Here is a 22,631-nt window from a genome sequence, read left to right as displayed (position 1 = left end):
TCTCGGTGACGCTTAGTCTTCGGCCCGGCAGCGATGGGAGGGTGATCGGTGGCGCATACCTGGTTGTCCGTCCAGGTCGAGTTGGTCTCCGGTCGTGGAATCGACTGGTGGCCTCGGCCTGGGAGGGTCCTCGCCGCGAGCCGGTCGCATGCCTTTGCCCAGTTCGCTGACGCTATCGACGTGACGTTCGGCCGCTGGGACTTGGCCCACATGCACAGGTTAACGATGGCCTACCAAACCCAGGTCACACCGCTTGAGCTGTGGGACGGCGAGGCCCCCGAGGGCAACATCGACAGCGACCACACCAAGCTAAGCCGGCTCGGTGCCAGCGAGCAGTTCGCGTACGTGTTCGACTTCGGCGCCGATTGGGCGCATCGGTGCACGGTCGCTGAGTCCCGCATCGACCCGCTGGGAAACACTCGGCGTCCTGCCCAACGAGCCAACGCCGCACTTCGGCTGGGGCGACCTGCCTAAATTCAGTACGGACGGCGACGACGGCGAGTCGCAATCGCCGAAGCCCCCGCGCCGACCACTTGCCGAGCTTCCGCCGCTGCTCCCGTGGTGGGGACCCGCCAACGCCGCCAGTAACGAACCGCGGTCACCAGACGACAACCAACCGGGCACGTGCATGCATGCACCTGCCTGGGGCATCCGAACCAGCATCCCGACAGGATGCTTCGGCAACCACCAGCTTGCAGACGCGGCTCGCTGGGCGATCGACCTACGGTCGATGGCCTCCGGCCGGGCAGCGTCCCGCCGCTGCACCGCGGCGCCTCGCCGGCGAGGCAGGCTCCGGGAGAGACAGGACAACTCCGCTCCTTCCCGGCGGCCTACCCAAGGGCAACCGGGTGTGACTGCGGCTGTCAAGCCATACCCCAGACTTGACAGCCGCAGTCACACCCGGTGGATCAGAGATCAGGCCGCCGGGAAAAATCGCACATTGGTATCGCCTTTCGGTGTGCGAAGGCGACGGGCGAAACGGCCGTCACGCTCGACAGAAAGAGAAAACGACGGCCAGTAACCCAATGACCACATAAATGTGTGCCGCCACTTCAATGACTTCGACTAGATTCCAAACCACTCTTTCATGTATCATTAAATATGTGAGCGGGACGGCAACCCCAGCCCACGCCAGCAACCCCAAACCGAAGGGATCGCCTGTGAGTAGCGCGCTCAACACCATCCCCCTGACCGCCCGAAACGCGACCCTCGCGGACCTGAGCGGCATCCTCCGGCAGCAGGAGGCACACAAGCTCGACATCGTCGCCGGGACGGCGATGCTGCAAGCGGAGGCCGGACTGATTCGCCTCACCGGAGCGGAGCCCATCATCAACGAGTTCGGCGTCACCTCCTCCGACGGGCTCTACCGACCCACTGAACTCGGCGACGCGGGCCTGGCCGACAAGCTCGGTATCCCCACCGCCTACCTGCGCAAGACCCGCGCGCAGGCATTGCACCTCTACGACGCCAACGTCAACGGCTGGCTCGACCTCAGTCAGGGCAAGCGCTACCTCGTCCGCTGCCTCTCGGACGGCAGTGGCGGCGGAATTATGCGCGCCTTCCTCAGCGACGGCTACAAGATCATCGACAACCTCGACGTCCTGACCGCGATCCTGTCAGGTATCAAAGAATCGGGCATTCGAGTCAAGTTCTCGTGTGACCTGAGTGAACGCCGCATGGTCGTGCGGGTGCACTCCGAGGCCATCAAGTCGATCGCCCCCGCCCTACTACGCAACTACCGCAGCCCGTTCACCGGAGCAACCGGGGCCGACAACCCGGTGGTCTTCGCGGGCTTCGACTTCACCAACAGCGAAACCGGCAGCGGCGCAGCCACCGTCACGCCCCGCATCGTCATCCAGATCTGCAACAACGGAATGAAGATCACCGAAGACGCCCTCCGGGCAGTGCATCTCGGCGCGAAGATGGACGAGGGCACTATCCGCTGGAGCAGCGACACCCAGCAGGCCAACCTGACCCTGATCACCAAGCAGGCCCGTGACGCCGTGCGCCGCTTCCTCGACGTCCGCTACGTGCAGCGCAAGATCGAGGAAATCGAGGAGAAGGCAGGGCGCAGGATCGCCGATCCCGACCACACCGTCCGAGTCATCGGTCAACGCCTGCGATTCACCGAGGACGAGCAGCGCCTCGTCCTCAACCACTTCATCGACGGTGCCGATCGCACGGCCGGCGGCATCCTGCACGCCGTCACCAGCGCCGCCCAGACCCTCACCGATCCCGACGCGGCCTTCGACATGGAAGGCTTCGGTCTCCGGGCGATGAAGCTAGCGGCCACGCTCTGACTCAACCCCGGGTGCCGCCGACGGACATCCCTCCGGCGGGTACCCAGGGCAGCACTCGCCACGGGGGTGACCCGCGTCGGCATGCTCGATGCACGGCCGACGCGGGCTGCCCACCCCACACCAGGCCGATCCACATCCGCGCCCAACACCCGTGCGCCCTCACACCTGGGAGAAACCATGCCCCTGATCATCGGACTGCCCCACGGCGTGTCCATGCCCCGTAACCTCGCCGAACCCGACGCGCGGCAGCTCGTCTCCGCCCTCGCCCGCACCTACCAATGGACTGGACCACTGTTCGGCCGACCCGAAGTCGAGGCGTACCTACGCGCCCAGGCAGACGGGATCGTCAACCTGCCCGATCCACTGCTCAGCAACAACGACTGGCAACGCATCCAGCGCACCGCCGCGTGGAAGAACCTCGCGGGCACCGCGCGGCGCGCGATCGCCACCGCCGACGTGATCGGTCAGGCCATGCGCCAAGCCGGCCTGTACTGCGCCCTCTGCGACACGTCCATCACCGGCGGCCCGACCGCCAACTGGGGACTCTGCCCCCTCTGCCTGAACACCGCCGACATCCGCGACCTGCAAGCCCGCCCCTGCCCCGCAGGCGACGGCGCGAGCCCACACCGCTGGGACCACATCACCTGCGCCGACTGCCTCATGCCCACACCGGCCAGTCGACCCCACCTGACCGCCGTACGCCCGGCCGCCTAACCGGCCGAGCACAACCCGTCGCACCCTTGCGTCCCCCGCAAGGCGCATCCGCACACCGCCCACCCGGCGGCATCGCACGCTCAGATTCACCGGATCTACGCCCGGACGGCAACCCGGGCCGAACCGGCCAACCAACACCCCGCACGAAAGGGAACACCGTGACCACGATCAGCGACACGCCACCGCAGTCGACCCGCGTCGACAGGCACAACCCGAACGCTCCGGACCAGACGCACGCCGAAGTAGCCCCGCGCGCCACCGACATCGCACCCGAGCTGCCCGGCCGCCACACGCTGCTGCGTCTCGACACGATCAAGCCCAACCCCAGCAACGTCCGCGACGACGCGCAGGCCCTGCCGGGAATCACGGAGAACCTGCGCGAAGACGGAGTGAAGGGACTGCTGTCCCCCGTCATCGTCATCCCGCAGGACGACGGCAGGTACCTGCTGATCGACGGCGAGCAGCGCTACTGGTCCGCCGCCGACGCCGGGCAGGAGTACATCGCGGCCATCATCCGCGACGACCTGGCCGACAACCGCGAACAGATCATCAGCATGTTGCGGCAGGTGCACCGCAAGGACCCGACCGCCGTTCAGCAGGCACGCGGCATCCAGCAGCTCGCTCTCGACGGCATGAACGACGACGACATCGCCCGCCGTACCGGCTACACCCCGCAGCAGGTCAGCGCCGGTCGCCGCGTCGCCACCCTTAACAGCGCCACGGTTGCGCGTACCCACGAACTCGGCCTGGACTTCACCCAGGCCGCCGCCCTCGCCGAGTTCGCCGACGACACCGACATTGTCGGATCGCTGTTGGAAGAAGCCGAGGAAGGCCCGTTCGCGTTCGCCCGCGCGGTTGAGCTGGCCCGCAGCGCCCGCGCCGCCGCCGATGCCGAAGCCAACCGCCGCGCCGAGCTGACCACGGCCGGAGTTACCCTCCTCGACGACTTCCCCCGCTATGACGACCCAAAGATCAAGGGCATCAGGGAACTCCGTGACAGTCAGGGCGATCGGCTCGACATTGAGGGCCACGCCGTATGCCCCGGTCACGCCGTCCTGCTGTACCGCTCCCAGGACCACCTCAAGGAGTACGCATACTGCACGGACTTCCGCACGTACGGCCACGGCCAGCCCCACTACGCCGCCACCACCGTCAACCGCGCCATGACCGAGCAGCAGAAGGCTGAGCGGCGGCTCGTCATCGCGAACAACAAGGCGATGGATGCCGCCAACACCGTCCGCCGCGAGTGGCTCGCCAACCTCCTCGCGGCCAAGACCCCACCCAAGGGCACCCACAAGCTGATCGCGGAAACGTTGGCCGGCTCCTGCGACATCCTTGCGACCTGGATCAGAGGTGGGCGCAAGATGCTGGACGACCTCCTCGCGCCCGGCAGGAGCAGGAAAGCCGGCACCAACCGGGTGCCTTCCCGCGTCAGCGAGTCCCGCTACACGGTCATCTCCCTGGCCGCCATCGTCGCCGCCAACGAAAGCGCCATCACCCGCGCCTCGTGGCGCGCACCCGACCCGGCGGTGGCCGCCTGGTTGCAGTGGTGCGTCACCAACGGCTTCCAGGTCGGCAAGGTCGAACAACTCATCATCGACGGCGTCGCCAACCGCGCACCCAGCCAGCGGACGGCCTTCCTGACCGCCGTCGCCACCGCGACGACCGACGAGGAGGCGGACGGCACCGCAGAACCCCTCGCGGCCTGACAGCAGCGCCGGTCGAGGGCTACCGCAGCCCGCGACCGGCGCTCCGTCCACCGCCCTTGCGGCCGCTATCGACTCAGCGAGGAAGACCATGAGAATCGTCCGTCCCACCCCACCCGCGCCCAGACAACAACTCGACATCCCAGCAGCCAACCCAGGGCAGTCCACGCAATGGCCACCAGAGCACACGACGCCGTACACCGTTGCGGCAAACAGTCCACTCGACTCGCGCGGCGACGTGGTGATGTTCCGCGATCGCCACGGTCGGATGCACCTGTTCCGTGACGGCCATCCGCATGGCCTGCTCGTCAGCCGACAGGGCAACCACTGGACTCTCACCCGCGAACGTCATGCTCACACGACGTCCAGCAGCGGCGAGCGCTGGGATCTCATCGCCGAGGACGCACCAACGTGCAGCGGAGGTTGGGATACCCACCGCAGGGAGTACGTCGCCCGGCAACTACCCACCGGACGCGTGATAGCCCGCTGGGACACCCAGTACGGGCTCCTGGCCCGCGCCGCCCGCTACTACCTCGGCAGACGCGGTCAGACCACCGCACGCCACCGCGACGCGTCGACGGAGCTCAGCGGTGTCGTCGCCCACCAAGACGGACCACGCCCGTAGCCCCGAAAGCAGCGGCCGGGGGGTTAGTTTGGCGAACTCCCCCCGGCCACCTAGCGCCGGCGCCACACAGGCCCCAGGGACCAAACGCCGAACGCGTGGCGCCCATCTTACGACAGCCGTCCGGAGAGCCCGGTGGACAAGCATGGCCACGAGCATCGCACCCGCGCGTCCTGGACTGGCGTGCGTCACCACCGGACTGGTACGGCATCATCACCCCATGTCTACCCGCACCCCGGGCGGTCGGCGAGTCGTCACCCGTGCCCAGGCCGCAGAGATGCTGGGCATCTCCGTCAGCCACCTCGACCGCCTCTACGCCGACCGCGACACCAGCGGCTTCCCTGAGCGCGCCGACGACGGCCGCTCGTGGTTCGCCGACGACATCGCCAGCTACCGGCTGCCCCGCGACCGGGCCAGGGAAGACACTCGTGCGGCTGTCGACCGGTCCGGCAACCCGGACGAACTCGTGGACACCGAGGCTGCCGCGCGCATCCTCGGATATAAGAGCCGCAGGTCGCTCACCGGGCAGAACCGACTGTGGCCCCTGCTGTTGAGCCATGTCGACGAGGAGCAGCCCCTGACCGGCGGCAGGACCCAGCGCCGATGGAAGCGACGCACCATCTGGGACTTAGCCGACAGCCGCACAGGCAAGGGAGCAGCCCACACCGGACGCCCCACCGGGACGGCACGCGGCCGCCCCGACCGCTCCGGCGACCCTGACGAACTGGTCGCCGCGCCAGAGGCGGCGCGGGTGCTCGGCTACAACAGAGCCCAAGCACTTCCGGATCACGTGCTGGCTCGCGCCGACACCGAATCCGTGGGCGTGAGAGGACGACGACGCCGGCAGTGGAAGCGACAGACCCTGTGGGCGATCCTGGACGAGGCCCTTCCCCTCCGCCCCACCAACTGACCGCCAGCGGATTGGCTGGCTGCGGTAGGTGTGCGAGTTCCGCAACGCGGCCCGGCCCGTGGCGGGCCGGGTAGCCCGGAAGCGGCCTCCGGCCGCACTGCCAAGACCCTCCTTCTCCGGTGGGAGGCCGCAACAGGTTAGCGACGTGCTCGCTCCGGTCAAGTCCGAACGCGGCTCAGAAAGCATCATGCTGAGGAACGCATGATCCTTTCTTCGAAACCCCGCGCCCGGACTTGACCTCCACTGCGCGCGCCGCAGACGAGCAAGCTCGCCCCCCACCGCCGAAAGAAGACCGGGGCGCAACCATGCCCGCCCCGCGCACGCTCCCGGCGCAACCGCCGGCATCGACCCACAAGATCAGCAAATCCTGGCAGCTCATCACACGTCTGGGATGGACTTACAACCCGTAAGGAGGTATAGTAATAGGTGTTCTGAGGGGACGGCGAACCCCCAAACGAACGCCACACACAAACCCCAGGGAGAACCATGCACACTCACGACCTCGGCAATACGCCGAACGTCGAGGGGTACGGCTGCCGCACGTGCGGCGTCCCCCTCACGGTCATCACCGCGACTGACGGCCAAAGGACGTTCACGCATCCCCAGTTCTACGGCGACCACAAGCCAGATCCAGCCCCACTGAGCGAACTCACCACCGTACGGATGGCGTGCGACTTCTGTTCGGCACCCGACCCGGTGGCATCGTTCGAATTCGGCTCGCTCAACATCGAGATGATCGCTCCAGACGATCACCACATGAAGACGCATCACCTCGGCGGCAAATGGGCCGCATGCGAAGGATGCGCCCGCCTCGTCGAGGCCCATGACGTCGACGGCCTCACCGACCGCGCGGTCAAGCGTGCCCGTCGCCGAGGACTACCAAGCGACGCCGACATGTTCGGCCCCCTACACCGCGCGCTCTTTGCCACCACGCCCGGCACGCCCGCACGGCAACCCCTGAGCATCGGACCAGCACCCGAGGCGCAGGCCACGCCGACCGTCGAAATCGCTCCCCCCACGCAGCTCCGCACGCTACGCCCGCAGATGCTGCCGAAGGTACGCGACCGATTGGTGCGGTTCTGGCGTACATCCGCACGCACACACCTCCTCACCACCCTTGACGACGGCGCGGCCTACACCGTTCCCGGCCACATGCTCCCCGGTGCCGCCCTCGACGCGCGCCCCGTCGTCATCGACAGCGGCAACCCCGCGCCACTCGATCGATACACCGCGCTCATGGCAAGCCACGCCGAAAACGCACGGATCTTCTGGATCGACCCGGACTTCACCGCGCTCGCCATGCACGCGGCACGCGACCTCACCGACATACGCATCACGCCCGCCGAGATGCCCACCCCCGACGGCTTCCTGATCTGGCACACCCCCGTCTGCAACCCCGCACTGCCCGACACTGGCGTCGGCGTACCAATCATCGGAGCCCAATGGGGACCGATCCCCGGCGGAGTCTGGACAACCTTCCTGACGCCCGCCGAGACCGTCACCCAGGGCCAGCCGCTCACCGAACGGGAGATGCAGGACCTACGCGAACGCTTCGGTTGGCTCCTCCCGGTCAGCACCGGAGCAGGGCTGCGCTTCGAACGGCAGTACCGCCCCAACAGCGAGCAAACGAACGCGATGCTGCGCGCTCTGATCGCCACGTGGATTCTCACCACCCAGCCCGACGCCGAAATCACCGAGCAGCAGGCCGACAAGTCGACCCGCAAGGCGTACCAACGCGCGAACAGGCCCACGCCCGTCGTGCGGCTCGTGCGGCTTCGCCGCAAGCAAGAGGCCCGTCAAGCCACCGAGGGCAAGCCCGGACGGGTCTACACCCGGCGGTGGTGGGTGTCCGGATTCTTCCGTGAGCAGCCATGCGGCCCCGGCCGCTCCCAGCGCCGCCGGACCTACGTCCGCCCACACATCAAAGGGCCGGCTGACGCGCCACTGATCCTCACCGATCAGGTGCACATCCTGGGCAACCCACCGCACCACACCGAACTGTAAGGGCACCAGCAGGGGGAGCCGGATTGCGCCGACTCCCCCTGCTCACGCACCAATTCTCGGTTTACACCAATCCCATTAGGAGGTATAGTAATAAGTGTTCAGAGGGGACGGCGAACCCCCAACGAACACCACACACAAACCCCAGACCCTGGAGTACGAATGCTCGACTTCCAGACCGCCCTGCTAGGCAGCACCACCGCGTGCTGCCTGGTGCTCCTGGCCTACGTCCGGCACCTACGCGCCGCACACGCCATCGCTCGCCACGAGGCCCACCACGACCCCCTGACCGGGCTCCCCAACCGGCGAGCGCTGCTCGCCCACCTCGACGGCCTGCTCGCCGACCGCAACCGACCCGTCTCCGTGGCCCTGCTCGACCTCAACCGCTTCAAGGACATCAACGACGAGCACGGCCACGCCGCCGGCGACCTCGTGCTCCGCCGAGTCGCCGAGTCCCTCACCGGACTCGACCTACCGAACGCCTACGTCGGACGCATGAGCGGCGACGAGTTCCTGATCGTCATCGACGGTGAGAGGGACATTGCGCGTGCCAGCGCCCACGCCGCCGCCCGCGCGCTCGACGAACTAGAACTGACGATCAGGTGGCAGACCGTTGGCTGTCACGCCAGCGTCGGACTCGCGGTGGCCGACCACAACGACCACACCGCAACGGATCTCCTACGAGACGCAGACACCGCCATGTACACCGCCAAGCAACGCGGCGGCGGCGTGTGCGAGTTCCACCCCGGTCTGATCACCATCATCACCCGCAGCGGCAACCACCGCCGCCGCTACCGATAGCCAACCCGGCGGCCCGGTCACAACCCGGGCCGCCACCCACAGCCCGCACGATGCCTCCGGACGGCACGGCGAACGCCGCCCACCACACCAACCCCAGGAGCCCTCCCATGTCCGCACACAACCAGCCCAGAACGACACTGCCCCTCGCGGCCACCGACAGCCACACACACCACGTGCTACCCCTGCTCGACGCCGCACGCCAACACATGGCCTCCGTGCTAACACTGCTCGACCTCTGCGACCCCCCGGCCTGGCCGACAGAACCCACCACCGATCCCATCCGCGCCGCAGAGCTGCGCACCTCAGTCGTAGCCCTGATCAAGTACGCGCGTCGCCACCGCTGCCCCGACTGCAAGCCCGGCCGGATGCGCGCCACGCTCCGGCTGTCCGCGCTCCTGCTCGACCTCTGGCAGACCGCCAAACACCACGTCCAGCACCCTGAGCAGTACCCGCTCACCCTCCCCAAACGCTCCGCGCGCGTGTTCCACGACCTAGCCGGATGGGTCGCCACGGGCGAGGCCCGTCGCCTACTCGGTCAGCCCTAACAACCAACGCCCCGGCCGCACCGTTACGTGCGCTCAAACGACGCGCCAGACCCACTGTCGCCAGGTACCGGTGCCGGAGTTTCCGGCACCGGTACCGCCGTTCTGCGGCGACGAGGCACCACCGCGCCAAGCTCCGCGATCCGCGCCCGCACCGCAGCATGGTCGGCACCACGCCGGTACGCCCGCACCCGCGCCACGTCCACACCGGTCAACGCCGCCGCCAGGTCGTCATCACGCAGCACCGTCGACAACACCGCCACCGCCAGCTCATGCGCCGCCACCACCGACGCGGCTTCCTCATCCAACCGCGCCAACGCCTCACGCCGCCGCCGCTGCGCCTCATCCAACGCCCCAGCGGTCTGCTCGACCGCCTTCACCGCGCGAAGTTCCAACTCCTGCCGCTGCCGCAGCGCCACAACCGCCGTGTTCCCCGTTTTACTCGCCATTTCCCGACCGTAGCCAGCCCTAGGCCATCCTCACCAGACCCAACTCATTGAACCGTTCGACCCTGGTCACAAATTCACCATCACCTACCCCGACCGTTCGTGTCTGGCCTGACATCACCTGACCTCCCCACATCGCTCTCCTACCCCATACCGTCGCCTTAGACGGGATACACCCCCTTGCATTCTCACACCGATTCCGGCGAGTTGATCTTCTACGGTCGAGCCATGTTGTCGGTCACGCGCATCTCACCCGGCGACGGCTACCGCTACCTCGTCGAGCAGGTCGCCGCCGGTCGACATGACCTGCGCCCGCTCGCCACCACCGGGCCCACGCCCTACTACGTGAACCCCACCGCCCGCGGTGAGCGCCCCGGTTGGTGGGCCGGAAACGGTACCGCCGTTCTCGGTGTCGACGGCTGGGTCACCGAGCAGCAGATGCGTTATCTCATTGGCCAAGGACGCCACCCGAGTGCCGGATACCAGCTGGGACAGAAATGGCGACTCTACCGACCGATGACCGACGAATACCGTGAGCAAGCCGTTCAACGTGCCTTGGCGCAACTACCAGCCGACGCCACCGTCGAACAGCGCACTCGGGTGTGGCAGTCCATCATGACCACCCCGGAACGGCGGGCTGTTTCCGGCTATGACGTCACTGTTTCTCCCGTGAAGTCCGTCAGCCTGCTCTGGGCATTCAGCGACGACGGCGTCAAGCACGCCGTCATGGCCGCCCATCATGCCGGCGTACGGTCCCTGCTCAGCCACCTTCAACGGCACGGCGCGTTCACCCGCACGGGCGCAGGCGGGGTCCGGCAGCTCGACACCGCCGGCCTGGCCGCGATGGTGTTCGACCACCGGATGAGCCGCGAACGTGACCCCCAGCTGCACTCCCACATCGTCGTGTCCGCCAAGGTCAAAGCGGTCACCGGTGACGGCAGAGCGCAGTGGCTCGCCCTCGACGGACGGGCCTTTTACCGGGCTACCGTCAGCGGACGCGTCGCTTACGAACGCGCCGTCGAAAGTGAACTACAGCGTCGCCTCGGTGTCACCTTCGCCGCCCGCGACGACTCCTCCATCCGGGAGATCGTGGGACTGAGCCCGGCATCGCTGCGCCACTACAGCAAGCGGCGGAGCGCCATCACCGCCGAGATGAACCGCCGGGTCAGTCGGCCGTCCCTCACCGAACGATCCCCGGCGGCCCGGTGGCGCCGTCGCGCCCAAGACGCCACGCTACGCACCCGACGGACACACACCGGCGCCGAATCCACCGAGCAGGCCGTACGCCGCTGGCACAACGAAGACCGCCAAGCCGGACTCGACACCGCCGCCCAGATCCACCGCATCCTCACCAACACCACGGCCGCGAACCCGACGGCCGCCGCCGGCGCCCGGTTGCTGCGCCGCGCCGCCACCATCGCCGGCCACCGTGCGGCCATCGACGAGCACATCCTCCACGCGGCCGCCGCGCAGCTCGACATCCCTGCGGCCGACCACGACCGCGTCGTCGACGCCGCCGTACGCGCCGATGATCGGCTCGCCGTGGCCCGCGCCGTGCACAAACTCGGCCGCGCCCACGCCGTCTTCGGCCGCGACCAGCTCGAACTGGCCATCGGCCAAGTCCTCGCCATCAACCCCGGTGCCTCACCCGACCGCGACTGGCAACGCGTCCAGCAGCTCGCGGAGCAGGTCATCGCCGACGGCACCGCCGGGCTGCGGGTGCTCACCCCACCGGCACTCGTCACCTGGGGACCGAGCCTGCTACGCGGCAGTGACCAACACAGCGAATACACCCGCCACCGTGAGCTGCGGATGACCACCCACACCGTGCTCGCCGCCGAGAAGCACGTCATCAGCTACGCCAACCAACGCGGCGCCGCGCCCGCCGCTCCTGAAGCGCTTGCCGCCGCCGTCCACACCTTCCAGCTCCCCCGCGACAAGGCGACCGCGCTGCGTTTCCTCGTCGGCGACGACCGGCGCGTCACCGGCGTCATCGGACCGGCCGGCACCGGCAAAACCCACCTGCAACGCGCGGTCGTCGCCGCGGCCCGCCACAGCGGTGTGCCCGTGCTTGGCCTCACCGTCGGACAATCCGCCGCGCACCTGCTCGCCGACGCGACCCGCCAACCCAACGGCACCACCATCCGGACCGAGAACATCGCCCGCTGGCTACACGCCCACGACCGGCCACCCGCAGGTACCCGAGCCAGCGACTGGCGACTCGCATCCGGGCAGTGGGTCATCATTGACGAGGCGTCCCAGGTGTCGACCCACGACCTCGCACGCCTCGTAACACAACTCGCCGCCGTCGACGGGAAACTCATCCTCGTCGGCGACCCCGAGCAGATCTCCGCCGCCGGCCCGGGCGGACTGTTCCGGTACCTCGCCAGCCTCGGCAACACCATCGAGCTGTTCCACGTCCACCGGTTCCGGCAGCCGTGGGAGGCCCCAGCATCACTGCGTCTACGCGCCGGTGACCTCACTGTCCTAGCCGAATACGACCGGCGAGGTCGCCTCCACGGCGGGCACCGCGAACACCTCATCAGTCAGATGCTCGAACGGTGGACCGCTGACCACGCCGCCGGCCGACACAGCATGCTCCTGGTCGACACCAACGACCAAGCCGCCGGCCTCGCCCACCGCGCCCGCGACATCCTCCTCCACGCCGGCCTCGTCCACGCCGGCCCCGCCGTGCGCCTACACGACGGCAACCACGCCAGCGTCGGCGACATCGTCGTCACCCGCCGCAACGATCGGCGTCTCACCGCCGGAACCGCCTTCGTCGCCAACCGCGACCAATGGCGAATCACCACCGTCGACCGCAACGGGCAGCTGCACGTCACCAACCTGCGTACCCAGACACCGGCCACCCTGCCCGCCGCCTACGCCACCCACCACGTGCAGCTGGCCTACGCCCTCACCGTCGACTCCGTGCAAGGCCACACCGTTCACACCGCCCGCGCGCTCGTCGACGAACGCACCAACCTCGCCCGCCTCTACGTCATGCTCACCCGCGGCCACACCCTCAACGAGGCGTATGTCGTCACCGACGACCACCCCGCCGAAGGCACCCCACCCCGGCCGCCAACCGCCCGCACCGCCGTACTCGCCGACATCATGCGCCGCGCCCAACCCGAGCGCTCCGCCACCGAAACCCACCACCAGCTCTGGGCCGACGCCGACGCCCTCCACACCTGGGCACCCATCTACGACGACCTCGCAGCCCGCGCACGCATCCCCGACTACCTCACCACCGTCCGCAACCTCGCCGGTCAAGCACTCGCCGACCGGCTGGCCGACGACCTCGCCCTACCCGCCCTCATCACCCGTCTCACCACCCTCGAAGCCGCCGGACACGACCCCGCCGACGTACTACGCCGCACCATCCGCCACCGCGAACTCGACACCGCCGACGACGTCGCCGCCGTCCTCTCCTGGCGCATCGACCGGCTCCTCACTCGCACCGTCGCCGACCCCATCACCGCCACCTCACTTGCACAAGCCGGCACCTACACCGACCGCCTGCCAGCCACCGCGACCAGCGACATCGCCGACGCCCTACACCAAGTCGCTACCATCTGCGACCGCCGCATCGGAGCCCTCGCCGACCTCGCCGCCACCCAACAGCCCGCCTGGGCACGCGCCCTCGGCGACGCCCCCACCGACCCCGTAGGCCGCGACCAGTGGCTCGGCCGCGCCGAAGTAGTCGTCGCCTACCGCGACCGGTACCAGCTCACCAGCGACCATCCCATCGGCGCCGAACCACCCATCAGCGACATTCACCGCTGGAACGCCTGGCACCGCGCCCGCCTCGTGCTCGGTACCGCCGCCCTCGCCGGACGCCTCACCACCGCCGACAACGACACCCTGCACCACCTCATCGACGCCCAACGCGCCGCCGACGCCGCCACACCGCCCTACGTCGCCGACCAACTCCGCGCCGCCCACCGCGACCTCACCGACGCCGAACACCGCCAGCACGACCTCACCCTCCTGCGCGCCGCCGTCGACGCCGCAGGCCACCGGGCCACCACTCACGCCCACGCCGTTCGGCCCCGCTGGTGGCAGCACGGCCCCTTCCGCACCCGGGCCGCCACCGCCCACCGCGACGCACACCAGCGGGCCACCACCGCCGCCCACCACAGCACCAACCTGCGCGACGAACTAGCCAAGCAGCAAGGCGTGATCGACAGCCACCAGAAGCGCGCCGCCGGCCTGGAAACCCGCCACGCCACCTGGTCCCGCTGGTACGCCGACGCCCTGCCCACCCGCTACGCCGGCCTCGCCGCCGACACCGAGCACGCCCGCCGCGCCGCCACACGCAACGCTGCCCTCTCCGACGCCGTCGCCACCACCACCGACCGCGTCCGCGCCATCGACGACACCAGGCCCCAACTCCACAGCGGTCCCATGCCCGACCGGCTGTCCGAGCACGCCGACGCCGCCCACCGACGGCTTACCACGGGCGCCATCGACAACGAGACGGAGCTCGACTGATGCCCAGCCACCCGATCGCCTACGTCGACGAATCATGGCTCCAGCAACGCGGCAGTCCCGGCGCCTACCTGATGTCCGCGGTCCTCATCGAACAAGATGATGTCGCTGTAGCCATCGACGCCGCACGCGCCGCTGCCCACGACCACGATTACCACTCCTCCGTGCTCTACCATCGAGGGCACGTTGGCATCATCGAAGAGATGCTCGACGTCGTCAGCGAACACGCTGGCTGGTCCGTCATCTCCGTGCACACCCCGCTGCGACACGGCAGCCCGGAACCACCACCAGAAACCACCCCGCGCATCGCACGTTTCCTCGAACGCCAAGGCGAACACGCCCGCCAGATCAGCCTCGAACGCCTGCTGCGTCACCTCAACACCCACCGCGTCCGTGACGTCATCCTCGAAAGCCGCGCCAGCGACGACGAATGGCGCCTCGCCCGCAACAGCGGCACCCGCGTACCTGCCACCGACCGCAGCGACGTACGCGCCTACCGCCGACTGCTCGACCAAAGGGCCATCAGCCACCGCATGCGCCTCGTGCACGTCAAAGACCGCACGCACCCGGGACTGTGGATGGCAGACGCCGTCGCCTGGTCCGCCGGACGCGCACTGCGCTCCGACGAACCCCAGTGGTGGAACCGCATCGTCGACGTCGCCACGATCCTCGAAGCCACCACCGGCACCGAACTACGCCTCAACGAGAGGAGGGCCGCTCCACCAGATGGCGAACACGACCCCCACAACCTGAGCCAACGTGCCCAGGCCGTGTCCTCACCCTCAGTGTACAACGATCCCGATCAGCCAACCCAGGCCGGAAACATCCTCACCAACCTCATCGCACAAGCCGAACAAGCGCGGATGTCCACCGGTGAACAGCTCGCTCGCGAAGTCCTACGCCAACTCCGCGACATCGCCGACCGCGTCGACGAACTCAGCGACACCGTTGGTCGCATCACCCCTCAGCAACGCAAAGACGCACCCACGCCGGGCTCCCGCAGCGTCGACCACCCTGCTCCCCAACGGGACGAGCCCGACAGCCCGAGCATCTCCGGCTAGGTGCAGCGCCACGTTCAATCGTCCATCTCGAAGGCTGGCGATCCTGGCGTAAGCGGTCGCCAAGGGCACCCACCTGTGCCACATCGCGTTCCGTGACGGCCACTCATGTCCCCTCGATTACGAGCCGTTCGGCGCTCTCCATACCCGCTACGCTGAACCGGGCTACCAGCAGGCAACCGGATACCTAACTCCACGGACCGACACAGAAAGCATGAAGATCTTGAAACTGAAAGTGAAGAAAATCAGCTCACTTGATCTCTAGCGCCGCAGGTCAGGAAGCCTGCTCCCCGCGCACGCGGGGGTGATCCCGCATGTACCGTCTACGTCTCGCAGTCGGGAAACTGCTCCCCGCGCACGCGGGGGTGATCCCCGTGACATAGTTGTGGAGTACGGAGACGTAAGCTGCTCCCCGCGCACGCGGGGGTGATCCCCGTGCTCACCGCAGCATTCGGCGTATGGTCGGCTGCTCCCCGCGCACGCGGGGGTGATCCCGAATCTGAATGCCGCATCTATCTTTTCCAAGTCTGCTCCCCGCGCACGCGGGGGTGATCCCGCCGCCCGAGTAAAGTACCCGAGCGGCGTTCTCTGCTCCCCGCGCACGCGGGGGTGATCCCCGCGACCGTGACCATCACCGGATGGAAGTCTGCTGCTCCCCGCGCACGCGGGGGTGATCCCTGGCCGTTGCGGAGCCCACCGGTGTGGACCTCCTGCTCCCCGCGCACGCGGGGGTGATCCCTGCTTCGAGTACGACATCAATTCGGCGTATCCCTGCTCCCCGCGCACGCGGGGGTGATCCCGTGAACAGGTTGTGCCGCTTACCGGCCACGGTCTGCTCCCCGCGCACGCGGGGGTGATCCCCCTGTTGACCAGGCAGAACACACGGGGACACCCTGCTCCCCGCGCACGCGGGGGTGATCCATACTGCGCGCGTGGCGACAAGCACGCCGACGGCTGCTCCCCGCGCACGCGGGGGTGATCCCATCTACCGGCCGTTGAGTTGCGCCCCAGATTCCCTGCTCCCCGCGCACGCGGGGGTGATCCCAGTCTGTGTCTTTCGTGTGTTGCGTATTTGCTCTGCTCCCCGCGCACGCGGGGGTGATCCCGCAAAGCCCACGCCAACCGCACGAGGGAGACGCTGCTCCCCGCGCACGCGGGGGTGATCCCGACTTCGACGTCCAGCCCGTCCACCTGGAGGCCTGCTCCCCGCGCACGCGGGGGTGATCCCGCCGACCGTGGGGGGAGGCGAAATGGCGGCACCTGCTCCCCGCGCACGCGGGGGTGATCCCGGCCGCAGCTAGTACGACCTGCGGCTGTGGGTCTGCTCCCCGCGCACGCGGGGGTGATCCCAGGGCGAGGATCATCGGCCCGTCGCGGAAGTCCTGCTCCCCGCGCACGCGGGGGTGATCCCTGGGTGCAGTACGACCGGCTCGCGGTCGGGCTCTGCTCCCCGCGCACGCGGGGGTGATCCAACGGGGACGGCTTGCCGCTGCTGGAGCGGATCCTGCTCCCCGCGCACGCGGGGGTGATCCCTGTCCTGCGCCACCCTTGAGGCATATCTGGACCTGCTCCCCGCGCACGCGGGGGTGATCCCCAGCAGTGACCCAGCCAGCCGCAGTCCCAGCCCTGCTCCCCGCGCACGCGGGGGTGATCCGCTGCTGCGCCGATAGGATTCGTCGCGCGGTGCCTGCTCCCCGCGCACGCGGGGGTGATCCGGTGAGGCGGTGAGATGCGGCGGACAAGCGGTGCTGCTCCCCGCGCACGCGGGGGTGATCCCGCGATCACCTGCGTGCGCAGGGCCGCTTTGACCTGCTCCCCGCGCACGCGGGGGTGATCCCGACACCGTCACGTCGGTGCCGGTGAACGCGACCTGCTCCCCGCGCACGCGGGGGTGATCCCTGGTCGGTCAGGGTGTAGGTGTCGGGGCCGAGCTGCTCCCCGCGCACGCGGGGGTGATCCCGGCGGCACCGCCCGCGTAAAGCCATTTCGTGTCTGCTCCCCGCGCACGCGGGGGTGATCCCTTGGCCCCGTATCCGCCGTGCCGCCGGCATCACCTGCTCCCCGCGCACGCGGGGGTGATCCCGATGCTGTCGCCTACGGCGCTTCCCTCTACTACTGCTCCCCGCGCACGCGGGGGTGATCCGTCGCCAGGATGAGGGAGCGCTGTGTGTCACTCCTGCTCCCCGCGCACGCGGGGGTGATCCACATCCTTGGGCGTCTTCGCCGGGAGAACCCGCCTGCTCCCCGCGCACGCGGGGGTGATCCCGTGATCGACGGCGTCGAGCCGGTCGGCGTGATCTGCTCCCCGCGCACGCGGGGGTGATCCCGTGATCAAGGATCCGGACAACCCGTTCGGTCGCTGCTCCCCGCGCACGCGGGGGTGATCCCGGCACCCCACGCATCACCTGGAGCCACAGTGTCTGCTCCCCGCGCACGCGGGGGTGATCCCGACCTGGACGCGATGGTGCAGGCGACCGCCCCCTGCTCCCCGCGCACGCGGGGGTGATCCCCGGTCGCTGGCCAACACCCGCGCGAACGTGGCCTGCTCCCCGCGCACGCGGGGGTGATCCCGGTAGCTGACACGTCACCACCGTTCCCGAAGACTGCTCCCCGCGCACGCGGGGATGATCCCGTCGAAGCTAACCTCAGCCATTGTTCCGCTCCCTGCTCTCCGCGCACGCGGGGGTGATCCCTCTCAGCCGGTGACCTCACCCGGCCACGGCCACTGCTCCCCGCGCACGCGGGGTGATCCCGAGGACATCGCGGCACGGTGGGCCAAGGAGCTCTGCTCCCCGCGCACGCGGGGGTGATCCCCGGGTTGCCTGGCGCGCTGCTCGACGGCAAGGCTGCTCCCCGCGCACGCGGGGGTGATCCCTGGCGCAACCGCAAGCAGAAGCCCAGCCTGAACTGCTCCCCGCGCACGCGGGGGATGATCCCCGACGTTGCTGTCACTCATAACATCGCCTCACTGCTCGCGGGGTGATCCCGATACGGCGACATGACTTCGGCGGAGGAAGGTCACTGAGAGTTCAGCTGGGGTCGTGTTCGTCACCTTGTTTCGGGATCGCCGCCGAGGTGCGGTCGTTCTCTCGAGAACGGCGTCCGAAGCGGCGGCGTTTTGATGCCTTACTCCAGCCCCGGGACAGGGCCGGGTTGTAGGTCTTCCGGTCGGTGGGTCGACGGATCAGCGTGATGCCATCAAGGTCGACAGGCTGCCAGTGGTGGTCGTGGACCTGGAAGCACAGCCGTTGTTCACCTGGCTGCTGATGGACGAGCAGGGCACGACCCGGCCCGGCCATCTCGACAACTTTGGCCCAGAGGCGTTGCCGGATTCGGCTGTTTACGTGGCCCACGTACACGCCGGCGGAGATTTCTAGCAGCCACTGAGTCAGGTGGCCGCGCAGCCCTTCAGGGCAGGCTGTGAGGATGATGACGGTCATCAGAAGTCGGCTCCACCGCCGTAGTTGCGGCCACTAGTGAACTCGTGGCCGCTGTCGTCCCAGAGGCGTACGGTGTCGTTCTCTGCCTCCCCGTCGAGCCACTCCTCATCGATCGGCCCGGTCGGGCCTGGGCTGAGCAGCAGAGTGCGGATGTCGCGTACGCATCGGTCGAGGAGGGCACCGTCGTGGATGCGGTCGCGGACGGCGCGGCGGGTGTCCGCGCCGATGTCGGTCGAGCCGCTGGCGGCGATGTCGAAGGCGACCGGGATGGTGATGTCGGCCTTGTAAAGGTCGGCGATGTCGTAGACGAAGGATCGGTCGTGACCCGTGTGGACGAAACCGAGGCCCGGTGAGGCGCCGACGGCGACGATGACGGCATGCACCACGCCGTACAGGCAGGCGTGGGCGGCGGACAATGCCTGGTTGACCGGATCGCTGTCGGTGAAGTCGTCCGGGTTGTACTCGCGGTTGTTCCAGTTCACACCGGTCCGCTTGGCGTGCTCGCGGTAGCTGCGGCGTACTCGGGCTCCCTCTTTGCCGCGGAGTTGCTGCATGGTGAGGGCGGTGGTGTCTTCGCCGGGGAAGCGCATCCGATACATCTCGCGCGCGACTTGGAGCCGCCGGTCGCGGTGCGTGACCGCGGCGGCCTGGGCGACGAGGAGTCGGCTGGATCGGGCGAGGGGTCGTCCGTGGGCGTAGTAGCGCACGCCGTGTTCGCCGACCCAGACCGCGGTGGCGCCGTTGTCGGCGAGCAGCATCATCGCTTGCTGGGTGATGCTGGTGCCCGGTCCGAGCAGGAGCACGCCGAGGGTGGCGGCTGGGATGTGGATGACGCCCTTGTCGTCGGTTGTGGTGATCGCGTTGCTGTCGCGGTGGATGACGCAGCGTTCGAGGTAGATGAAGCTGAGCCGGTCCTGCGCGCGGTTGAGGTCGGCCAGTTCCGCCGGTGGGACGCCGGGGATCTTCACCGGCGGCCCTGGACGGGAGCGAGGGTGAGCAGGCCGCAGCCGTATGCCTTGGCGTGCCCGATCCCGTTGGTCAACGCGCGTCGGAAGGCGTCGGCGTCGAGGACCTGGAGGATGCCGTCGTAGGTGGCCGTGGTGAGGGTGACGGTTCCCATGCCACGTTTGAAGGACTGCGTCTGACGCCGGTGCAACCGCAGGTTGGGGCGGCCGTCCTGCTGGGTCGCGAGGGCGAAGCCATGTCGCTCGGCCCGCCCGAGCAGCCATGCGGTTTGTTCGTGCTCGCGGAGGTAGCCGAAGCGTTGCGTCTCCTTCGCCTCGGCGGTCTTCCGTCCGCTGTGGGTCGGGTTGGCGGTGAGGCGGAACGCCCACTCCTGGCCCGGTCGCAGCGAGGCGAGCAGCCCGTCGTACTCCCGGGTAGTCCAGGCTTCGTCGCTGGTGGGCCAGCCCGCCTGCTCGACCAGGTGGGTGAGGTCGGGTCGTCCAGGGCTGACGATGTAGAGGTGGACGGTGGCGGTGGCCGGGGTGTCGAGGCGCCACAGCGTGCGGGCTGCGGGGCGCTCGTAGTCGGCGGCGTCGGCGAAGGCGGCGCGGACGGCCGCGTGCATGGCGTGCGGCGAGGCGAGCAGCTTGCGGGCGTTGCGGCGGGCGGCGTTGATCTGGAACCGGGTGAGGAACATGCTCAGCCTCCCAGCAGGCTCAGCGGGTCGTGCTCGGCGATACCGGCCCGTTCCGCGAGGTCGTTGGTGACGTCAACGTGCCGGCGCACCACCGACCGCCAGGTGTGTTGCCGATGCGCGGGGTCGAAGCTGACCGGCTCGTCGGGAACGGTTTCGGTGACCGGCTCCCCCGGGCGCGCGTCTCGGATGATCTCCAGGCGGACGGTGTGGGCGGCCTTCTTGCGGTGCCAGTCGGCGGCGAGCCAGGGCCACTGGCTCAACGCGTCGTCGAGGGTGTCGTCGTGGACGCCGAGGTTGATCGGGCCGACCGGTGGGCAGGATCGACGGCCGAGGTAGAGGGGGAACTGGGGGCGGTCCAGTGCTTCGGCCAGGCCGGTCAGTAGGGTCCGTTCGCCGCTGACGGCGGCGAGGAAGACCGCGTCGGACAGGTAGAAGCGGTAGGTCAGTGGTGCGCTGCGGCGGCCGTCGAGGGATCGGGCCGTCTGGAAGTCGCGCAGGATCTGGCCGGGCTGGTCCAGGCGTACGCCGAACTGGAGGCCCAGCAGGTCGGTGAGCGGTTCGGTGCGTCGCATGCCCTTGGCGGCAGCGAGCAGGCCGATCACGCCGCTCTTGGTCGGTGCGACCTCGGTGCCCCGTCGGGCGAAGCGGCTCGACGAGCCCCATGATTGCAGTGGGCCGGCCAGTTTCAGCAGCAGCACACTCATGCCGGCTGCCCGAGTGCCACGGTGACCTGCTCCCCCACGCCGGCGACGAGTTCGCTGAAGGTGACTGCCTTGCCCAGGTCGGCCAGGACTGCGGTCCGCTCGCCGACCTGGGTGACCCAGGCACCGACGGGCCGTTCGCCGTAGGCGCTCTCGACCGCAACGGTGTGCTTCGCCAGCGCCTCGGCGGCCAGTTCGATGCGCCCGGCAGCGTGGGTCTCCCGGATGGGTGTCTCGAAGGCGCCGACGAGGTTGATCGGCTGGGTGTCGCGCAGCCGGACCAGCACGGCGTCGGGGAGCGTGCGGTGGGCGAAGGTGTTCTGCTTTCCGGTGGGCATGCTGCGGGCGAACGCGGTCAGGAACGCCTCGACGGCGGCCCGGGTGGCTATGGCGTCGCCGAGGGTGCGGTGCAGGGCGTCGACGTCCACGGTGGCGTACCGGTACAGGGTGGACGAGTTGAACTCGACGGTGCCAATCATGCCGGCGCCGGTTTCGGCGGCGTCGGCTTTGCGGTCGTCGACGGCGGTGAAGTAGTCGAACTCGTTGTCGACGGCGTGGACGCTGATGGCGTGGGAGACCTGGCAGGCGGCGTCGACGTTGATGTCAGTCATGTCGGCGACCATCCGCCCGAACATGGCGATGTCGACGGAATGCTCCGAGTCGACGAGGGCCTTGAACCGGGCCTTGTCGAGGGCACCCCCGGTCTGCGCCGCTTCCAGCGCGGCGGCGGCGAGGTTGTCCAGCTGCCGGTGGCTTAGGAACAGCAGGTAGCCGGACTCGACATCCTTCAGCTCGCCCTTCTTCTTGTCGGCCTTGGCCAGGCCGCCAGCCACGAAGGTGTCGGCAGCCAGCGTAGACGCGGCCTCCTCGGACATGCTCGGGTCAAGCGCCCGGATGCGTGCAGCGAGGGACTCCCCCACGCGCTTGGTCCGCTCGCCGAGCTGGGAGCGGTCGAGCAGGTCGGCGAAGGAGAGCCGGATCGCCCGCTTCCACGCCTGGCTGGACACCCGCGCGCGGCGCACCCCGCCGTAGACGGCGGTCTTCGGTGATCCGGTGTCGTCGCGGTTGAGGTTGCTCGGCGGCACGGTCTGCAGGGCGTAGACGTCGATGATGGTGCGGCTCATGAAGGGTCCTTAGGGTTGAAGTGTCTGGGGTTGGAGCCCTGGATGCCCAGGACGGCGAGGTGTGGCTGATGACGGGTTGCCCTGCGATGGCTCGGGAGGAATGGCCGCCTCGCTGTTCTGGACGCCCCGG

The 22,631-nt window shown here is 68.8% G+C and carries 17 protein-coding genes and 1 CRISPR repeat array; of the genes, 11 read left to right on the top strand and 6 right to left on the bottom strand.

Annotated elements, in window-relative coordinates; translation table 11 throughout:
- Positions 1-48: 48 nt before the first annotated feature.
- The 9 genes from KBX50_RS33080 (at position 49) to KBX50_RS29015 (ending at position 9,599) form a co-directional block, all read left to right on the top strand.
- Positions 49-474 carry a hypothetical protein gene (locus KBX50_RS33080; RefSeq protein WP_307871101.1) on the top strand — a complete coding sequence of 142 codons (426 nt, stop codon included), beginning with the start codon at positions 49-51 and terminating at the stop codon, positions 472-474.
- Between the two features lie 581 nt (positions 475-1,055).
- Positions 1,056-2,300 (top strand): DUF932 domain-containing protein, encoded by a 1,245-nt coding sequence (locus KBX50_RS29050; RefSeq protein WP_247674630.1) that lies wholly within the window; start codon positions 1,056-1,058, stop codon positions 2,298-2,300.
- Positions 2,301-2,477: 177 nt separating this feature from the next.
- A complete protein-coding gene (locus KBX50_RS29045; RefSeq protein ID WP_210941057.1) occupies positions 2,478-3,014 on the top strand; it encodes a hypothetical protein in 537 nt (178 codons plus the stop codon).
- A 158-nt stretch (positions 3,015-3,172) separates the two neighbouring features.
- Positions 3,173-4,723: a ParB N-terminal domain-containing protein gene (locus tag KBX50_RS29040; protein ID WP_210941056.1), complete on the top strand. Its 1,551-nt coding sequence runs from the start codon at positions 3,173-3,175 to the stop codon at positions 4,721-4,723.
- Between the two features lie 88 nt (positions 4,724-4,811).
- Positions 4,812-5,345: a hypothetical protein gene (locus KBX50_RS29035; RefSeq protein WP_210941055.1), complete on the top strand. Its 534-nt coding sequence runs from the start codon at positions 4,812-4,814 to the stop codon at positions 5,343-5,345.
- 217 nt (positions 5,346-5,562) lie between these two features.
- On the top strand, positions 5,563-6,252 hold the full coding sequence (locus KBX50_RS29030; RefSeq protein WP_210941068.1) for a hypothetical protein: 690 nt from the start codon (positions 5,563-5,565) through the stop codon (positions 6,250-6,252).
- Between the two features lie 486 nt (positions 6,253-6,738).
- On the top strand, positions 6,739-8,256 hold the full coding sequence (locus tag KBX50_RS29025; RefSeq protein WP_210941054.1) for a hypothetical protein: 1,518 nt from the start codon (positions 6,739-6,741) through the stop codon (positions 8,254-8,256).
- Between the two features lie 159 nt (positions 8,257-8,415).
- Positions 8,416-9,054, top strand: coding sequence for a GGDEF domain-containing protein (locus KBX50_RS29020; protein ID WP_210941053.1), 639 nt, complete (start codon positions 8,416-8,418; stop codon positions 9,052-9,054).
- A 107-nt stretch (positions 9,055-9,161) separates the two neighbouring features.
- Positions 9,162-9,599, top strand: coding sequence for a hypothetical protein (locus KBX50_RS29015; protein WP_210941052.1), 438 nt, complete (start codon positions 9,162-9,164; stop codon positions 9,597-9,599).
- A gap of 23 nt (positions 9,600-9,622) precedes the next feature.
- Here KBX50_RS29015 and KBX50_RS29010 read toward each other — a convergent pair whose 3' ends face one another.
- Positions 9,623-10,045: a hypothetical protein gene (locus KBX50_RS29010; RefSeq protein WP_210941051.1), complete on the bottom strand. Its 423-nt coding sequence runs from the start codon at positions 10,043-10,045 to the stop codon at positions 9,623-9,625.
- A 225-nt stretch (positions 10,046-10,270) separates the two neighbouring features.
- Here KBX50_RS29010 and mobF point away from each other — a divergent pair, with 225 nt between their 5' ends.
- Positions 10,271-14,539, top strand: coding sequence for a MobF family relaxase (gene mobF, locus KBX50_RS29005; protein WP_210941050.1), 4,269 nt, complete (start codon positions 10,271-10,273; stop codon positions 14,537-14,539).
- Entirely contained in the window at positions 14,539-15,597 is a 1,059-nt protein-coding gene (locus tag KBX50_RS29000) for a hypothetical protein (RefSeq protein WP_210941049.1), read from the top strand. The genes mobF and KBX50_RS29000 overlap by 1 nt, the downstream gene beginning before the upstream one ends.
- A 280-nt stretch (positions 15,598-15,877) precedes the next feature.
- Positions 15,878-18,523: a CRISPR direct-repeat array (repeat unit 22 nt; unit sequence CTGCTCCCCGCGCACGCGGGGG).
- A gap of 100 nt (positions 18,524-18,623) precedes the next feature.
- Here KBX50_RS29000 and cas2e read toward each other — a convergent pair.
- From cas2e to cas7e, 5 genes are read right to left on the bottom strand one after another with little or no spacing between them, the layout of a single operon-like run.
- Positions 18,624-19,034 carry a type I-E CRISPR-associated endoribonuclease Cas2e gene (gene cas2e, locus KBX50_RS28995; RefSeq protein WP_210941048.1) on the bottom strand — a complete coding sequence of 137 codons (411 nt, stop codon included), beginning with the start codon at positions 19,032-19,034 and terminating at the stop codon, positions 18,624-18,626.
- On the bottom strand, positions 19,034-20,002 hold the full coding sequence (gene cas1e, locus KBX50_RS28990; RefSeq protein WP_210941047.1) for a type I-E CRISPR-associated endonuclease Cas1e: 969 nt from the start codon (positions 20,000-20,002) through the stop codon (positions 19,034-19,036). Before cas1e ends, cas2e begins: the two co-directional genes overlap by 1 nt.
- The gene (cas6e, locus tag KBX50_RS28985; protein ID WP_210941046.1) at positions 19,999-20,676 is read right to left on the bottom strand and encodes a type I-E CRISPR-associated protein Cas6/Cse3/CasE; all 678 of its coding nucleotides are present in this window, start codon (positions 20,674-20,676) and stop codon (positions 19,999-20,001) included. The genes cas1e and cas6e overlap by 4 nt, the downstream gene beginning before the upstream one ends.
- 2 nt (positions 20,677-20,678) lie before the next feature.
- Positions 20,679-21,380: a type I-E CRISPR-associated protein Cas5/CasD gene (gene cas5e / locus KBX50_RS28980; protein ID WP_210941045.1), complete on the bottom strand. Its 702-nt coding sequence runs from the start codon at positions 21,378-21,380 to the stop codon at positions 20,679-20,681.
- On the bottom strand, positions 21,377-22,501 hold the full coding sequence (cas7e, locus tag KBX50_RS28975; protein ID WP_210941044.1) for a type I-E CRISPR-associated protein Cas7/Cse4/CasC: 1,125 nt from the start codon (positions 22,499-22,501) through the stop codon (positions 21,377-21,379). The genes cas5e and cas7e overlap by 4 nt, the downstream gene beginning before the upstream one ends.
- Positions 22,502-22,631: the final 130 nt, after the last annotated feature.

Source organism: Micromonospora sp. C51, assembly GCF_018070435.1.
In the GTDB taxonomy this organism is placed as follows: domain Bacteria; phylum Actinomycetota; class Actinomycetes; order Mycobacteriales; family Micromonosporaceae; genus Micromonospora; species Micromonospora sediminimaris.
This window is presented reverse-complemented; position numbering and strand designations above follow the sequence as displayed.

Bases quoted from the DNA above. Each gene is read 5' to 3' on its own strand.
- KBX50_RS29050 (WP_247674630.1), top strand. From the start codon at position 1,056: ATGACTTCGACTAGATTCCAAACCACTCTTTCATGTATCATTAAATAT.
- KBX50_RS29045 (WP_210941057.1), top strand. From the start codon at position 2,478: ATGCCCCTGATCATCGGACTGCCCCACGGCGTGTCCATGCCCCGTAAC.
- KBX50_RS29035 (WP_210941055.1), top strand. From the start codon at position 4,812: ATGAGAATCGTCCGTCCCACCCCACCCGCGCCCAGACAACAACTCGAC.
- KBX50_RS29030 (WP_210941068.1), top strand. From the start codon at position 5,563: ATGTCTACCCGCACCCCGGGCGGTCGGCGAGTCGTCACCCGTGCCCAG.
- KBX50_RS29025 (WP_210941054.1), top strand. From the start codon at position 6,739: ATGCACACTCACGACCTCGGCAATACGCCGAACGTCGAGGGGTACGGC.
- KBX50_RS29020 (WP_210941053.1), top strand. From the start codon at position 8,416: ATGCTCGACTTCCAGACCGCCCTGCTAGGCAGCACCACCGCGTGCTGC.
- KBX50_RS29015 (WP_210941052.1), top strand. From the start codon at position 9,162: ATGTCCGCACACAACCAGCCCAGAACGACACTGCCCCTCGCGGCCACC.
- KBX50_RS29010 (WP_210941051.1), bottom strand. From the start codon at position 10,045: ATGGCGAGTAAAACGGGGAACACGGCGGTTGTGGCGCTGCGGCAGCGG.
- mobF (WP_210941050.1), top strand. From the start codon at position 10,271: ATGTTGTCGGTCACGCGCATCTCACCCGGCGACGGCTACCGCTACCTC.
- KBX50_RS29000 (WP_210941049.1), top strand. From the start codon at position 14,539: ATGCCCAGCCACCCGATCGCCTACGTCGACGAATCATGGCTCCAGCAA.
- cas2e (WP_210941048.1), bottom strand. From the start codon at position 19,034: ATGACCGTCATCATCCTCACAGCCTGCCCTGAAGGGCTGCGCGGCCAC.
- cas6e (WP_210941046.1), bottom strand. From the start codon at position 20,676: ATGTTCCTCACCCGGTTCCAGATCAACGCCGCCCGCCGCAACGCCCGC.
- cas5e (WP_210941045.1), bottom strand. From the start codon at position 21,380: ATGAGTGTGCTGCTGCTGAAACTGGCCGGCCCACTGCAATCATGGGGC.
- cas7e (WP_210941044.1), bottom strand. From the start codon at position 22,501: ATGAGCCGCACCATCATCGACGTCTACGCCCTGCAGACCGTGCCGCCG.